General features: G+C 40.1%; 12 protein-coding genes. 6 read left to right on the forward strand and 6 right to left on the reverse strand.

Going from position 1 to position 14,955, the window contains the following annotated elements; translation table 11 throughout:
* Positions 1-11: 11 nt before the first annotated feature.
* Together P20480_RS03310 and nadK are read right to left on the reverse strand one after the other, a co-directional pair.
* The gene (locus P20480_RS03310) at positions 12-569 is read right to left on the reverse strand and encodes a hypothetical protein (protein ID WP_008132070.1); all 558 of its coding nucleotides are present in this window, start codon (positions 567-569) and stop codon (positions 12-14) included.
* 78 nt (positions 570-647) lie between these two features.
* Positions 648-1,532, reverse strand: a complete 885-nt coding sequence (gene nadK, locus P20480_RS03305; RefSeq protein ID WP_006792422.1) for an NAD(+) kinase — start codon at positions 1,530-1,532, stop codon at positions 648-650.
* A 175-nt stretch (positions 1,533-1,707) separates the two neighbouring features.
* On the opposite strand from nadK, the gene P20480_RS03300 reads away from it, so the two are divergent.
* On the forward strand, positions 1,708-2,673 hold the full coding sequence (locus tag P20480_RS03300; RefSeq protein ID WP_006792423.1) for an HrcA family transcriptional regulator: 966 nt from the start codon (positions 1,708-1,710) through the stop codon (positions 2,671-2,673).
* 58 nt (positions 2,674-2,731) lie between these two features.
* Positions 2,732-3,340 (forward strand): nucleotide exchange factor GrpE, encoded by a 609-nt coding sequence (gene grpE / locus P20480_RS03295; protein ID WP_008132071.1) that lies wholly within the window; start codon positions 2,732-2,734, stop codon positions 3,338-3,340.
* A gap of 28 nt (positions 3,341-3,368) precedes the next feature.
* Here grpE and P20480_RS03290 read toward each other — a convergent pair whose 3' ends face one another.
* On the reverse strand, positions 3,369-4,571 hold the full coding sequence (locus P20480_RS03290; RefSeq protein WP_006792425.1) for a multidrug effflux MFS transporter: 1,203 nt from the start codon (positions 4,569-4,571) through the stop codon (positions 3,369-3,371).
* A gap of 180 nt (positions 4,572-4,751) precedes the next feature.
* On the opposite strand from P20480_RS03290, the gene P20480_RS03285 reads away from it, so the two are divergent.
* Positions 4,752-5,549: a M48 family metallopeptidase gene (locus P20480_RS03285; RefSeq protein WP_008132072.1), complete on the forward strand. Its 798-nt coding sequence runs from the start codon at positions 4,752-4,754 to the stop codon at positions 5,547-5,549.
* A 119-nt stretch (positions 5,550-5,668) separates the two neighbouring features.
* On the opposite strand, the gene P20480_RS03280 is transcribed toward P20480_RS03285, so the two are convergent.
* From P20480_RS03280 to P20480_RS03270, 3 genes are all read right to left on the reverse strand, one after another.
* Positions 5,669-6,685 carry an alpha/beta fold hydrolase gene (locus P20480_RS03280; RefSeq protein ID WP_033025805.1) on the reverse strand — a complete coding sequence of 339 codons (1,017 nt, stop codon included), beginning with the start codon at positions 6,683-6,685 and terminating at the stop codon, positions 5,669-5,671.
* Positions 6,686-6,837: 152 nt separating this feature from the next.
* A complete protein-coding gene (locus tag P20480_RS03275) occupies positions 6,838-7,626 on the reverse strand; it encodes a hypothetical protein (protein WP_008132074.1) in 789 nt (262 codons plus the stop codon).
* Between the two features lie 119 nt (positions 7,627-7,745).
* Positions 7,746-9,059, reverse strand: a complete 1,314-nt coding sequence (locus P20480_RS03270; protein WP_008132075.1) for a Na+/H+ antiporter NhaC family protein — start codon at positions 9,057-9,059, stop codon at positions 7,746-7,748.
* 348 nt (positions 9,060-9,407) lie between these two features.
* Between P20480_RS03270 and dapB the strand changes: the two genes are divergently transcribed.
* From dapB to carB, 3 genes are all read left to right on the forward strand, one after another.
* Positions 9,408-10,205, forward strand: coding sequence for a 4-hydroxy-tetrahydrodipicolinate reductase (dapB, locus tag P20480_RS03265; protein ID WP_008132076.1), 798 nt, complete (start codon positions 9,408-9,410; stop codon positions 10,203-10,205).
* A 362-nt stretch (positions 10,206-10,567) separates the two neighbouring features.
* On the forward strand, positions 10,568-11,704 hold the full coding sequence (carA, locus tag P20480_RS03260; protein WP_008132077.1) for a glutamine-hydrolyzing carbamoyl-phosphate synthase small subunit: 1,137 nt from the start codon (positions 10,568-10,570) through the stop codon (positions 11,702-11,704).
* 16 nt (positions 11,705-11,720) lie between these two features.
* Positions 11,721-14,939 carry a carbamoyl-phosphate synthase large subunit gene (gene carB, locus P20480_RS03255; protein WP_008132078.1) on the forward strand — a complete coding sequence of 1,073 codons (3,219 nt, stop codon included), beginning with the start codon at positions 11,721-11,723 and terminating at the stop codon, positions 14,937-14,939.
* Positions 14,940-14,955: the final 16 nt, after the last annotated feature.

A 14,955-nucleotide genomic window follows, 5' to 3' on the forward strand; every position in this document is an offset into this window, starting at 1 on the left:
TTTTTTATTATTTAGGCAATATTAACATGTTGATTGAGTTGGTTGTTTGGGTCTTGATTTTCTGGAATGTATTCATTTTCTTCATTATCAAGGGGTTGTAGCAAGTCGTTGGTTTTAATTAATTCGATAAGGTTTGGTAACGCCTCTGAGTAAAACGTTTTGTTATACGAAATACCTTGCTGTGGAAGTTCAGACACAAAATACTGGATATTTTCTTCCAAGCTTTGGCCATTGCCTATTTGGTTCGCTTTAGTCAGTTCGTTAGATAAAGTATTGATTAATAGATCAGATACATCTTCAAGGGTTTGTAAATTCTCGTCAGTATGCTTTTGAACTACAAAAAAGTTGGAAACGATTGCTTGAATTCGAGGTGCGTATTTAGGGCGAAGAATTTTCGCCTCTACTAGCTCATTTAATTTTGACTTTAGACGGGCGCCAACTTGTGATACACGTTCGTTAAATTGCTTTTTTTGAGCTTCAATTGCTTTGCGACGATTGCTTTCTATTTTTAAGTAGGTTGCTAGAAGTGTAATTAACAGTAGCAAGGCAAAAAAAACGACATATGTCATTGCTATTTGTTCCTAAAAATTGGTGTATTATTGTTGTAATCTGCATTTTGCGCTAAAGACAACGCTTTAGCAATAAAATTAGTATAAACGACTGCCCCAATTTAATTTCGTACGTAAAACGTTGTAGTAAGAGTAGTTTTTTGGATGAATTAACCGCAATTTTTTATCTGCTTTTTTAATGACGACTTCATCACCAGGTAAAACGGCAAGCACAACGTGGCTGTCGCAGCTGACTTGCAAGCTGTCAGTATTGTCTAAACTAAGTTTTAGCCTCACTTCGTTATCGGCATCTACCACTAATGGCCTGCTTGATAACGTGTGCGGAAACATAGGCACCAAAGATATTGCATTTAGTTCAGGCGTTAATATTGGACCCCCACCAGAGAGTGAGTAAGCAGTTGATCCTGTTGGCGTAGATACAATTAGCCCATCAGAGCGCTGAGAGAATACAAAGTCGCTATTTATAAATGCCTCAAACTCAATCATATGAGCTACTTTATCTGCATGTAATACGGCTTCGTTTACCGCTAAATTGGCACTTTTTAGTTCATTGTGACGATAAACTTCTACTTCCAATAAAAAGCGATTCTCTTCTATAAACTCACCACTTAGAACATGCTCTAGGCTAGCTTCAAAACCTTCAGGGTTTAAGTCGGTTAAAAAGCCAAGGTTACCTCGGTTAACGCCAATTACAGCAATGTTAAATCGAGCAAGTACGCGCGCAGCTCCTAACATATTTCCGTCACCGCCAACCACAATTGCAAGGTCGGCTTGCTCTCCTAAATCAACCAGTTTAACAAGGTTTTCTTTGGGTACATCGACTAACTGTCCACCAGTGCGTTTTTCAACAATCACTTCAAAACCAAGTGCCAGTAAAAATGTATGCAAACGCTGCAAAGTGGCAGCCGCTTTTGGGTGGTTTGGTTTGCCAATAAGGCCAATAGTATTGAAAGGAGAGTTCATAATCTGCACACTAAAAGTTTTGATGGTTGTAGAGTAACTCAAAAGCAAAGTGTTTGAAAATACAGATTTTACCTAAATGAGTATGATTCAATTTAGTTTAAAATAAATTTGTTTTATATTGTTCAACAAAGGGGAAATGACTTGAAATAGCAGCAAATGCCCCGATATACCTTTCATGCAACAAGATGTAGATATCATGAAATTAAATCCGCGCGATCAGCAAATATTTTCAGCTGTAATGAACATGTACTGTAACGGTGAGGGATTGCCCGTTCCATCAACAAAAATTGCCAAGCTAAAAAGCATGGCTGTGTGTTCAGCAACCGTTCGTAATGCAATGGCCCGTCTTGAAAAAGTAGGTTTATTGTATTCCCCCCACACTTCTGCAGGACGAGTACCTACAGATGAAGGGTTTAATTATTGGTTTGATGAGTTTTTTCCATTATCAGATATTGCTAGTTACTGGGAGCCAGAACAAGCACAGCTAGTTGAATTGGCACATGGCTTGAGTCAAAAGTATCAGGTATGCTGTTGTGTTGGTTTACCGCAAGTGAGCTCACAGCATGTATTTAGGGTTGAAGTACTTGATTTTGATTCTACCGATTGGCTTATTTTATTGATAGATCGCGCAGGCCAAAGTCATAATATTTGCATTGATAAACCACATGATGCTTCAGATACGGTTCGGTACCAGTTTGCAACGTGGTTAAATACAGTATTTAGTCAACAAACATTGATGGAAGGCTTGTATAGAATGCAAGCAATGGCAAACACAGCGCCTAAAAACTGTCATGATTCACTTACTCAATGGACACGGCAGCTAAGTCAAAAGTTAGGTTCAGATAATAGTATTGTTGTGGGTGAAAACTACCTTTATAAAAAAATAAATTGTGAGCAAAGCCTAAATATAGGCGTGTCATTTCTAAATTTTGTTGAAGATGCACTGGCATTTAAAAATGGTGTTTCGGTGATCAGTGGTAAAAAACTTCCGTTTAGTGAATGTAACGATCTAATAACCATCAGCGTTCCTTACTTTCAAAACCAAGAATACCAAAGCCGCTTTTGTATAATCTGCCCAAAATCAGCGCAAATAGAACAAATAATCCAAGAATTTAAATTAATTGAGTCATCGAACTCTTGAATCTTTTTATTCAATCCCCATAATTACCGCAATTGAAAAGAATTGGAGCATGTATTTTATGTCTGAGCAGACACAAAACCCAGAGCAAGAAGTAGAACTAAACGAAGAAATTGAACAAATGCAAGCAGATGTAGAAGCAGCCGTGGATGCCGCTGAACAACATGCAGAAGAACAAAGCCCTGAAGCTGAAATTGCGATGCTTTACGCAGAGCTAGAAGCTGCTAAGCAAACTATTGCAGACCAAAAAGACGGTGTGATCCGTGCCGCTGCTGACGTTGATAACATTCGCCGTCGTGCTGCACAAGATGTAGAGAAAGCACACAAATTTGCACTTGAAAAGTTTGCTAACGAATTACTTCCTGTGATTGATAATCTTGAACGCGCTATTGAGTTTTCTGATAAAGAAAACGAAACGTTAAAGCCGTTGCTTGAAGGCATTGATATGACAGTTAAAAGCTTTAACGATGCTGTTGCTAAATTCGGTGTTGAAATTGTTAACCCACAAGGCGAGCAATTTAACCCAGAGTTCCATCAAGCTATGTCAATTCAGCCAAGCAACGATGTAACACCAAACACAGTTCTTGCTGTAATGCAAAAAGGCTACACATTAAATGGTCGTTTATTACGCCCGGCAATGGTTATGGTTTCAAAAGCGGCTGATGCTTAATTTAGCCGTTTAACACTTTAAAAATGCCTCAGATTGAGGCATTTTTTTTGTCTTTTTTATAATGAATTATTTGCACTAATATAGTCAGTAGTACCGCGCTAAACATGAGGCTCGAAAACGGCACAGAGCTTTGAGCATGCATAACAGCAAGAATGGGGCCTACCAAGGCACCGCTGCCAAACCTAAGCGTACCAATAACGGCAGTAGCCGTGCCGGTGTTTTTTTCAAACTTCATGAGTATTAAAGAATCTGCATTACTGGCAGTGACCCCTAAACTCATCATTAATGGTGCAATTGCTGCCACTATATAATAAAGCGATAAATGTAAAATACTAAAAGTTAAAAGGCACAACCCTGATATAAAACCGCATACCAATCCAACATATAACATTTTGCGTGAACCAATACGCGGCACAATACGCGTATTTAAAAAGTTACCAAACATTAATGCCATCACATTAAAGGCAAATAATATCCCAAACAGTTGCTCCGACACTTTGTATAAGTCTAAATAAATAAAAGGCACTGAGGTTAAAAAGCAAAAAAAGCCAAACGATACAAACATTGAGCTTAAAATATCGGCGCGTGCATCGGTGTTACTCAACACAGTTTTATAACTGTCAAAAAATAAGGCTAAACCTTTTTTTTCACTGGTATGAATAGGTATATCAATTAAATATACTTGCACAAACACAAGTATTATAAAACTGTAAGCTGCTAATACTAAAAATATGGTAGACCAAACAGAAAACCCTAAAATAAAAGAGCCTACAGACGGCGCTATTAATGGTGCAACCATCATGATCATCGATACATACGACATACCTTTTGCCGTATTTTGCTGATAAATATGCCTAATGATTCCTGGCACGACTACCGTAGCAGCAGCACCAGTGAACGCTTGTATTGCCCTTAGTGCCCAAAAAGTATGAATTTCTGTTGTGAATGCTAACGCAGTAGAGGTTAAACCAAATAATGTTAAACCAATTTTAGCCAGTTTCCGGCGGCCAATTTGATCCGCTATAGGGCCAAAAAATAACATGCCCAATGAGTAACCTGCTAAATATATACTTAGCGATATTTGTACATTTGGCATACTAGTTTGTAAATTGTTCGCAATAACCAACATTGCGGGCAAATACATATCAATTGCAAGGGGGGTAATAGCGACAATACTTGCCAATAAAGGTAATAAAATACGGGTATTGAAAGACGTAGACGAGGCGCCCATACATAAACTCAAGGTAAATAAAACAAGGGCTATAGTGTAGCAGGGCATTGTATATGTATAAACGTAGTTTAGCCGGAACGTTACTTACTTCACCGCAAAGTACTTACCTTAAACCAATGATTTTAAACTGGCACTGTGTTTGCTATCCTACTTGCAGTATAAATGACTTAAGGTAATACAATGAAAAAATTGGTATTGGCACTAGTAGCAACGGCTGTTTTAGCAGGGTGTAAAACATCGCCAACAGGGCGTACTCAAATAGCGCTTTATTCGGATCAGCAAATGAGCGAAATGGGTACAGCTAGCTTTGCTGACATGAAAAAAAATCAGCCAATTAATAAAAATCCAAAAACCAATACATATGTAAATTGTATTGCTGAAAAAGTAATTGCCGTTTTACCTAATGAGTATGCGTCTCAAAACTGGGAAGTGGTGGTATTTGAAGATGATTCAGCAAATGCATTTGCTTTGCCTGGCGGTTACATTGGTGTTCATACCGGGTTACTAAAAATAGCGACTAATCAAGATCAAGTCGCCACCGTTTTAGGGCATGAGGTAGGGCACGTAATTGCAGAACACTCTAATGAACGTGTATCACAAAGCTCGTTGTTAAGTACAGGAATGCAATTGGGTAGTGTTGCGCTTGAAATGGGTAACGTGCAGTACCGTAATGAAATTATGCAAGGGCTCGGATTAGGCGCTCAATATGGTGTGATTTTACCGTTTAGCCGTTCTCATGAGTCTGAGGCCGATACCATTGGTCTTGATTTAATGGCTAAGGCGGGTTTCAACCCAAAAGAGTCGGTTACGCTTTGGGAAAACATGAGTACAGCGGGAAGCGGTGCAACGCCTGAATTTTTGTCTACCCACCCAGCACCAACGAGTCGTATTAATAATTTGCAGTCGCAAATGACAAAAGCACTAAGTGAGCAAAGTACTGCAAACTCACAAGGAAAAAGGCCACAGTGCTCACTTTAGTTGAGCTCTTAACAGTATAAAGCAGTGGCGTATAGTGTTGATGCGCTAATAAAATAAAACCCCTGAATGTAAATACTTTCTAGGGGTTTTATTTTGTCGGTTATGTGTATTTATGTGGGTTATTCAGCAGCGAGTGCTTCTTTAAATACAGTTTTAAAGCGCTCAAAGTCTTCTATATGTGGTAAGTGGCCTAAATTATCGAGTTCATATAATTTAGCATTGGGGATAAGCGATACGGCATTTTTGCCTAACTTATCGTATCGACCAAGCTCATAATCTACACCGGTTTTTTTCCAGTTTCGGCCTGGTCCTGTTCTATCGCGGGTACCAATAATTAACTCAACTGGCACGGCAAAATCTTTAAATTCAGTAATAACCGGTTGAGTGAAAATCATATCGTATGTTTTAGCATTAACCCACGCCATGTGAGCTTTGTCCGGCCCTTGTATTTGCCCAGTAATAAAGTCTGTTAATGCTGAATACGTAGCGTTCCATTTACCATCGTAATAGTTTTTTTGCTGATATTTTTTTACGCCCTTAGGCGTTTTAGCAAGCTCATTTTTATAAAAGAAGTTGGTGTCTTTGTATTCAACATAATGTAAGTAGTTTTCAAGCCCTATAGGGTTAAGCAAAACCAATTTAATTGTTGTATTGGGATACATTAAAGCAAAGCGACTTGCCAACATGCCGCCCATAGAATGGCCAACTACAATTGTTTGTTTTAAGTTAAGGGAGTCCATTAACGCATGTGTATGGTGGGCAAGCGATGCAAACGAATATTGATAGTTAGTAGGTTTGGATGATTTACCAAAGCCAATTTGATCAGGAATTAATACACCAAAGCCAAGCGATTGCAAGTACTGCGCTGTAGTCGTCCAATAATCAGCATTAAAATTTTTGCCGTGCATAAGTGTCACGGTAGGCATCTTTTCTTTGGTAGGCTTTAGGTAAATATACGCCATTTTTAAAGACTGCTTTTGTGATTCAACGCTAAAGTAATTTACTTTAAAGTCATATTGATAACTGCTTAAGAGGGCATCGTAAGATAGAGACTCTGTATTTACTTCACTACTTGCTAAAGCATTATTAGTTAAAGCTAAAAAGGCAGCAAAACACATCACTTTAATTGACATCATTTCATTATTCCTTCAAAGGTAAAGCATGAGGCTTAAAAGAAATACGACAATAACTAAGTATTTACAGCCATTCAATTAAATACTTTTATGGCATAAAAAAAGGAGCGCTTAATAGGGCTCCAATTTATGTGATTTTAACGCAGTGTAATTGCTTAAAAGGTCCACTCTACATGTATTTGCGGAACTGACTCTGTCACTTCAGTTCCTAGCTTGTTATGCCAGTATTGAAGCTCCATGCCGAGTAGCAACGTATTTTCTTTCATTTCAAAGGCATGGCCCATGTCCCATACTAAAATAGGTTGTGCGAGTATCCATGCCTCTACATCGTTTCCAAATTCGTCTTCACGTTCTGCAATGTATTCTGCGTGCCCTTTAAAGCTGAACTTTTGTGAGCCAATAGTAAAAGGGTATTCAAAAGCTACATCAAACATCCAACTATTTGTTTCTATGGGGGCGCCGCCTTTAGCAACACCTTCGCTGTCGTCAATATAGGCTGTTACTATCGTTTGAAAGAAGTTAAAACCTGGTACATCCCAGCTTAATTTAACACCCGGCAGGTATTTCACCATTTTAGCATCGCCAGCAATATTTATACCGCCAGTAAGGCCAACATCTAATAACGCACCGGTGCCAATTTTTTCACCGCTGAGCGCCGATAAGCTAACAGTTGAATACCATTCGCCGTAAAAATCGCTATCTTGATAGCCGTCAGCTTTATCGTCTTTACTGTAATCAATGAAAAAGAAGTTGTCGCCGTAATCGTAACCCGATGCATGTTGAACTGAGTAAACCGTGGTATCTGACTCTTGCTCAGTAAAAGGGTTTTTTTGGTCGCCATTGTTAATGTGTAATGCTGTGCTGCTCCAATTAGCGGCAAAAGCAGAAGACGATAAAGCAATGGATGTAAGGGTAAAAAAGGAGAGTATTTTATTTAATTTCATAATTTGTATTTAACTATAACTTGAGTGACACGCGAAAGCGCGCATTATAGCAAAAGTGATTAATATGTAGAGTAATATGTTGCAGCTTATTTTTAAGCTGCAACAGTGGGGCAAAGGTTTTAAGCTTTATTACGACGCAAACAAATTATTGCTATAGCGGTAAATGCTAAAATGAAACAATAATAAGACGATGTTGAGACTTCCCAAGGGCTAATTTTAAACGTAGCGCCAAGTAAAAGTGCTTGTGCTCCATAAGGTAAAGAGCCCTGAGTTACACAAGCAAAAATATCAAGTAGGCTTGCAGAGCGTTTGCCACTAATTTCACCATCGTCAGCGAGTTTTTTAGCAATAGGACCCGCCACAATAATTGAAACGGTATTATTGGCAATACAAATGTTACTTGTCATGACTAGGGCTGCAATGCCAAGTTGGTCAGCTACTTTACGGTGCCATTTAGCAATTACTTTAGTAATGGCTTGAATTTTTTGGGCAATGTAATCAAGGCCACCGTTAATGCGAATAAATTCTGAAAGACCACCAATAAACATAGAAAGTAAAAATATTTCCTGCATATCGGTAAAGCCTTGATAAATATCTTTAACAAAGCTAGACCCTTCGTAGCTACCGGTAAAGCCCATTAATGCAGCAAATATAATACCGCTAAATAACACAACAAATACATTTAGGCCTGCTACGGCGAGAACTAAAATAAAGGCATAAGGTAGCACTAACCAAATATCGTAATCTTGGGTTTCGACCACTTGCGCTGCAGGCGTAAGGTAAAACAATAAAGCGATTGTTAAAATTGCGGCTGGTACTGCAATTTTAAGGTTTTCTTTAAATTTATCTTTCATTTCACAACCTTGCGTTCGTGTAGCCGCAATAGTGGTATCTGAAATAATTGATAAGTTATCGCCAAACATAGCGCCAGACACAATAGTACCTGCCATAAGAGCTGGGTCTATACCTGTTTTGATCGACACCGCATAAGCAATTGGGCCAATCGCCCCAATAGTGCCCATTGATGTGCCCATGGCTGTAGATACAACCGCGGCAATTAAAAATAAACCAGGAAGTAATAGAGCGGGCGGTATCAGTGATAAACCCGCATTAACTACTGCGTCAACACCCCCTGTTGCACTGGCCACTGCAGAAAAAGCACCAGCAAGCAGGTAAATTAAACACATCGTAATAATGTTGTTATGCCCAGCGCCTTTTATAAAGGTTTCAACACATTGATTAACAGTGCCTTTATTAAGTATAAAGGCAAGCATAATGGCGGGTAATATTGCCACCGGTGCTGGGAGTTGATAAAAAGCGTAATCAACCCCTTGCGATTGCAGGTATAAACCAGAACCTAAAAATAGGGCTACAAATGTTAGTAGGGGTAGTAAAGAAAGTATTGCTTTGTTTTTATTAAATGATGGCTGCATCATAATCCTCGGAACCAATTAATTACCACAGCCAAAAATTCCTCTTTTAGCTGAATTTAGCAAGTCTATCTACGTTGTTAAAAGCTAACAAATAGTAGAACAATGCAGCGCCCGCAAGCCAAAGACCAAATCGACGCGAAAGGGAAGTTTAAATGTATAGATGGCTAAAGTAAACTGGTATTGTTATTATTCTTTTATTAAAGGGTTGACTGACTATTACATGACTTTTAGATAAAATCTACTAAGTACGTTACTTTCAGTGATTGATGTTAACTGAGCGGTATATACACTCAATATATACAAAACGATCGGTTTACGGTTTAAACAAAAATAAATTAAGGCATAGTGATGATTCGAATAGGTGTTTTTGGTGCTAATGGCAGAATGGGTTTAGCTTTATTGGAAGCCGCAACAATAAAAGAGCAAACACAACTAACAGGCGCCTATGTTCGCAGTGGGTCATCGTTAATTGGAGTTAATGTAAACCAAATAAATAGCGCTGCCGATAAGAGCGTATGTTTTAGCGACGAAAACACGCTCGAAAGTGTTGATGTTTTAATTGATTTCACCCTGCCAGATGGTATGCGTAGCCACTTAAAGCGTGCTGTTGAACAATCTCTTCCTTTAGTTATTGGCACAACAGGTTTAACGGCCGATGACATGGCATTATTAGAAAATGCTGCTAAACATATACCTATTGTATTTGCTCGTAACTACAGTGTTGGTGTAAATGTGTTACTAAATTTAGTTCAAACGGCTGCCACTAAGTTCGGTGACGATTTAGATATTGAGATATTTGAAGCGCATCACCGTCATAAAATCGATGCGCCATCGGGTACGGCTCTGGCAATTGGTGAGTCAATTGCAGATGCAAAAGGATGGAACCACGAAGAGGTTGCTGTATACGATCGAAGCCAAATTGAAACTGAAAAATCTCAAAACGAAATTGGTTATTCAGTCCTAAGAGGAGGTGACATAGTAGGTGAACATACCGCATATTTTGCCACAATGGGGGAAAGGCTTGAATTAACGCACAAAGCAAGTTCGAGAATGACCTTTGCGCTAGGCGCTATAAGAGCTGCAAGCTGGTTGCAAAATAAACCGGTAGGACTTTATGACATGCAAGATGTGCTCGATTTAAAGTAGTTTAGTATCTATTTTGGGTGTTTGGGTCTAATTTTAGCTAAAAGCACTTATTTGTTATGATTTACCAAATAATGTTAGACCTAAAACTCAACATCATGTAGTATACAGCCAATTTGCCAAAAATTACTAAATGCGTGTTTCCAATTATACCCAAGTGGCTAGTAAAATCAGGGGTTCAGTGGGAATGATAAGAGTTTTAGGCAAGAAAAAATGTTGAAGATTTAGCGGTTATATCGGCCTCATTTAAGACTGCGTAAAACAATTTAATCTCATACAAAATCTGGTTTTGACGATCCCTCTGGGTATTGGCGGGGTGATAAGCAATTTGCTTACTCCCGTTTTTTACTGTTAGGAGGTTTAACTTGACTAAATCCGCTCTGTTAGTCCTAGAAGACGGCACAGTGTTTCGCGGTACTGCAATCGGCGCTGACGGCATGTCAGTCGGTGAAGTGGTATTCAATACGTCTATGACTGGTTATCAAGAAATTTTGACTGACCCTTCGTACGCGGAACAAATCGTAACTTTGACGTACCCACATATCGGTAATACGGGTACCAACAGCGAAGACGAAGAAGCGAATCAAATATGGGCTAAAGGCCTAGTGATCCGTGATTTGCCACTGCTAGCAAGTAACTTTCGTAACGAGCAATCGTTAGATGATTACTTGAAAGAACGTAATATTTTAGGTATTGCGGACATCGACACCAGAAAGCTAACACGTATTTTGCGCGACAAAGGCGCTCAAAATGGTTGTATTATTGCTGGTGACGAACTAGACGAACAAAAAGCGCTACAAGCCGCGCAAGCCTTCCCAGGCTTAAAAGGTATGGATTTAGCAAAAGTTGTCTCAACCAAGGAAAATTTTGAGTGGCGCGAATCAAGCTGGACATTAGGCGAGGGGTTTAAAACCTTAGATACCGCCGATGAAAAGTTTCATGTTGTAGCCTATGACTTCGGTGTTAAGCGTAATATATTACGTATGCTTGTTGACCGTGGTTGTAAACTTACCGTAGTACCTGCACAAACTAGTGCTGCTGAAGTACTCGCATTAAACCCCGATGGTATTTTCTTATCTAATGGCCCTGGCGATCCTGAGCCATGTACATACGCAATTGACGCGATAAAATCATTTTTAGAAACCGACACACCCATTTTTGGTATTTGTTTAGGTCACCAGTTATTAGCGCTTGCTTCAGGTGCTAAAACAGAAAAAATGAAATTTGGCCATCATGGTGGTAACCACCCAGTTAAAGATCTAGACCGCGATGTAGTGATGATCACAGCGCAAAACCATGGTTTTGCAGCCCAAGAATCAAGCCTACCAAGCACGCTTCGTGCAACACACAAATCACTGTTTGACGGTACGCTTCAGGGTATTCATCGTACAGATAAGCCAGCATTTAGTTTTCAGGGTCACCCTGAGGCAAGTCCTGGCCCGCATGATGCAGCCCCATTATTTGACCACTTCATCGATTTGATGCAAGCGCGTAAACACTAATTTAACTGGAGTAATAATGCCAAAACGTACCGACATAAAAAGCATTCTTATCTTAGGCGCAGGCCCAATTGTTATTGGTCAAGCTTGTGAATTTGACTACTCTGGTGCACAAGCGTGTAAAGCACTTAGAGAAGAAGGCTATAGAGTTATTCTTGTTAACTCAAACCCAGCAACGATTATGACTGACCCAGAAATGGCTGATGCAACATACATCGAACCAATTCACTGGGAAGTAGTAGAAAAAATCATCGAAAAAGAAAAGCCAGATGCAGTCCTGCCTACAATGGGCGGCCAAACAGCATTAAACTGTGCACTTGATTTAGACAAGCACGGTGTATTGGCTAAGCATGGCGTAGAGTTAATTGGCGCAACAGCTGATGCAATAGACAAAGCCGAAAACCGTGAACGCTTTGACACTGCAATGAAAAATATTGGTCTTGAGTGTCCTCGTGCAGAGATAGCACACTCAATGGAAGAAGCTAAAGATACGATGAGCCGCATAGGCTTACCGTGTATCATTCGTCCTTCTTTCACCATGGGTGGCACCGGTGGCGGTGTTGCTTACAACATGGAAGAGTTTGAAGAAATTTGTGAGCGTGGTTTAGACTTATCACCTACCAACGAATTACTAATTGATGAATCACTGATTGGTTGGAAAGAATACGAAACAGAAGTTGTTCGTGACAAAAAAGACAACTGTATTATTGTTTGTACTATTGAAAACTTTGACCCAATGGGCGTGCACACAGGTGATTCAATCACTGTTGCACCAGCGCAAACGTTAACCGACAAAGAATACCAAATTATGCGTAATGCCTCTATGGCAGTACTGCGTGAAATTGGTGTTGAAACCGGTGGCTCTAACGTACAATTTGGTATTAATCCTAAAGATGGCCGTATGGTTATCATTGAGATGAACCCACGTGTATCGCGCTCATCGGCACTAGCCTCTAAAGCAACGGGTTTCCCAATTGCTAAAATTGCAGCAAAACTTGCAGTAGGCTACACGCTTGACGAACTTCAAAACGATATCACTGGCGGTAAAACACCAGCCTCTTTTGAGCCTTCAATTGATTACGTTGTAACTAAAATACCTCGCTTTAACTTTGAGAAATTTGCTGGTGCTAACGACCGTTTAACCACGCAAATGAAATCAGTAGGCGAAGTAATGGCAATTGGTCGTAACCAACAAGAGTCATTACACAAAGCATTACGTGGTCTTGAAGTTGGCGCAACAGGTTTTAATCCAATTGTTGCACTTGATGACCCTAAGGCAAAAGAAAAAATCATCCGTGAATTACGTGAGCCAGGCGCTGAGCGTATTTGGTACATTGCAGATGCAATGCGACACGGTATGAGCGTTGAAGACGTTTACGAGCTGACTAAAGTTAACCGCTGGTTCTTGGTTCAAATTGAAGACATTTTAAAAGATGAGGCAAGAATCGCTGAAGGCGGAATGGCTGGCCTTAATGCAGATTTTTTACGCAAGCTTAAGCGTAAAGGCTTTGCCGACCCGCGTATTGCTGAAATTGCCGGCGTGTCAGAAGCTGAAATTCGTAAAAAACGTCATCAGCTAAATATTGTGCCAGTGTACAAGCGTGTAGATACGTGTGCTGCAGAATTTAGTTCAGACACCGCTTACATGTACTCATCGTATGATGAAGAGTGTGAAGCTAACCCAACAGACAAAGATAAAATCATGGTTATTGGTGGCGGTCCTAACCGTATCGGCCAAGGTATTGAATTTGATTACTGTTGTGTACATGCTGCGCTTGCACTTCGTGACGACGGTTACGAAACCATCATGGTTAACTGTAACCCTGAAACTGTATCTACCGATTACGATACATCTGACCGACTTTACTTTGAGCCAATTACGCTTGAAGACGTACTAGAAATTGTACGTGTTGAAAAACCAAAAGGTGTTATTGTTCAATACGGTGGACAAACACCACTTAAACTAGCACGTGAGTTAGAAGCCAATGGCGTGCCAGTAATTGGTACTTCGCCAGATGCAATTGACCGTGCAGAAGACCGTGAGCGTTTCCAACAGTTAGTAGATCGTCTAGATTTACTACAGCCAGAAAACGCAACGGTTACATCAACTGAAGAAGCTATTTTAAAATCAGCTGAAATTGGTTTCCCGCTGGTTGTTCGCCCATCTTATGTATTAGGTGGCCGTGCAATGGAAATTGTATACGACGAAGACGATTTACGCCGTTACATGACCGAAGCAGTTCAAGCCTCAAATGAAGCGCCTGTTTTATTAGACCACTTCCTAGATAACGCAATTGAAGTTGACGTAGACGCAATATGCGACGGCGAGCAAGTAATCATTGGCGGTATTATGGAACACATTGAGCAAGCTGGTGTTCACTCTGGTGACTCTGCCTGTTCATTACCAGCACATTCTTTATCGCAAGAAGTGCAAGATGTAATGCGCAAGCAAGTAACCGATATGGCTCTTGAACTAGGTGTTGTAGGCTTAATGAATACACAGTTTGCAGTAAAAGATGGCAAAGTGTATTTAATTGAAGTTAACCCACGTGCTGCGCGTACGGTTCCATTTGTATCTAAAGCCACCGGCGTTGCACTTGCAAAAGTAGCTGCACGTTGTATGGCGGGCCAATCTTTAGCGAGCCAAGGCATTACTAAAGAAATTATCCCTCCTTACTACAGCGTTAAAGAAGTAGTTTTACCGTTTGCTAAGTTCCAAGGTGTAGACCCTATCCGTGGCCCAGAAATGCGCTCAACAGGTGAAGTAATGGGTGTTGGTGATACTTTCGCCGAAGCATTCGCAAAAGCACAATTAGGTGCAAGCAATACTTTACCACGCGGTGGTCGCGCGTTATTATCTGTTCGTAATAGCGATAAGTCACGTATTGTTGAATTAGCTAAAATCATGACTGAGTTAGGTTTTGAATTAGACGCAACAGGTGGCACAGCCAAAGCGCTTGAAGAAGCGGGTATTAACGTTCGTCGCGTAAACAAAGTTTACGAAGGTCGTCCACATATTCTTGATTACATTAAGAATAAAGAATACAGCTATATCGTTAATACCACCGAAGGTCGCCAAGCGATCGAAGATTCGAAGGTGTTACGTCGTGGTGCATTGCAAAATAAAACCAACTATACGACTACCTTGAACGCGGCATTCGCTAACTGTACTGCTAACAAAGCAGATGACCGCAGTAAAGTGGCGTCAGTTCAAGAGCTACACCTGCGATTGAACTAAGGAAATGTACCAAGGC

Source organism: Pseudoalteromonas sp. BSi20480 (genome assembly GCF_000241365.1).
Lineage (GTDB): Bacteria > Pseudomonadota > Gammaproteobacteria > Enterobacterales > Alteromonadaceae > Pseudoalteromonas > Pseudoalteromonas marina.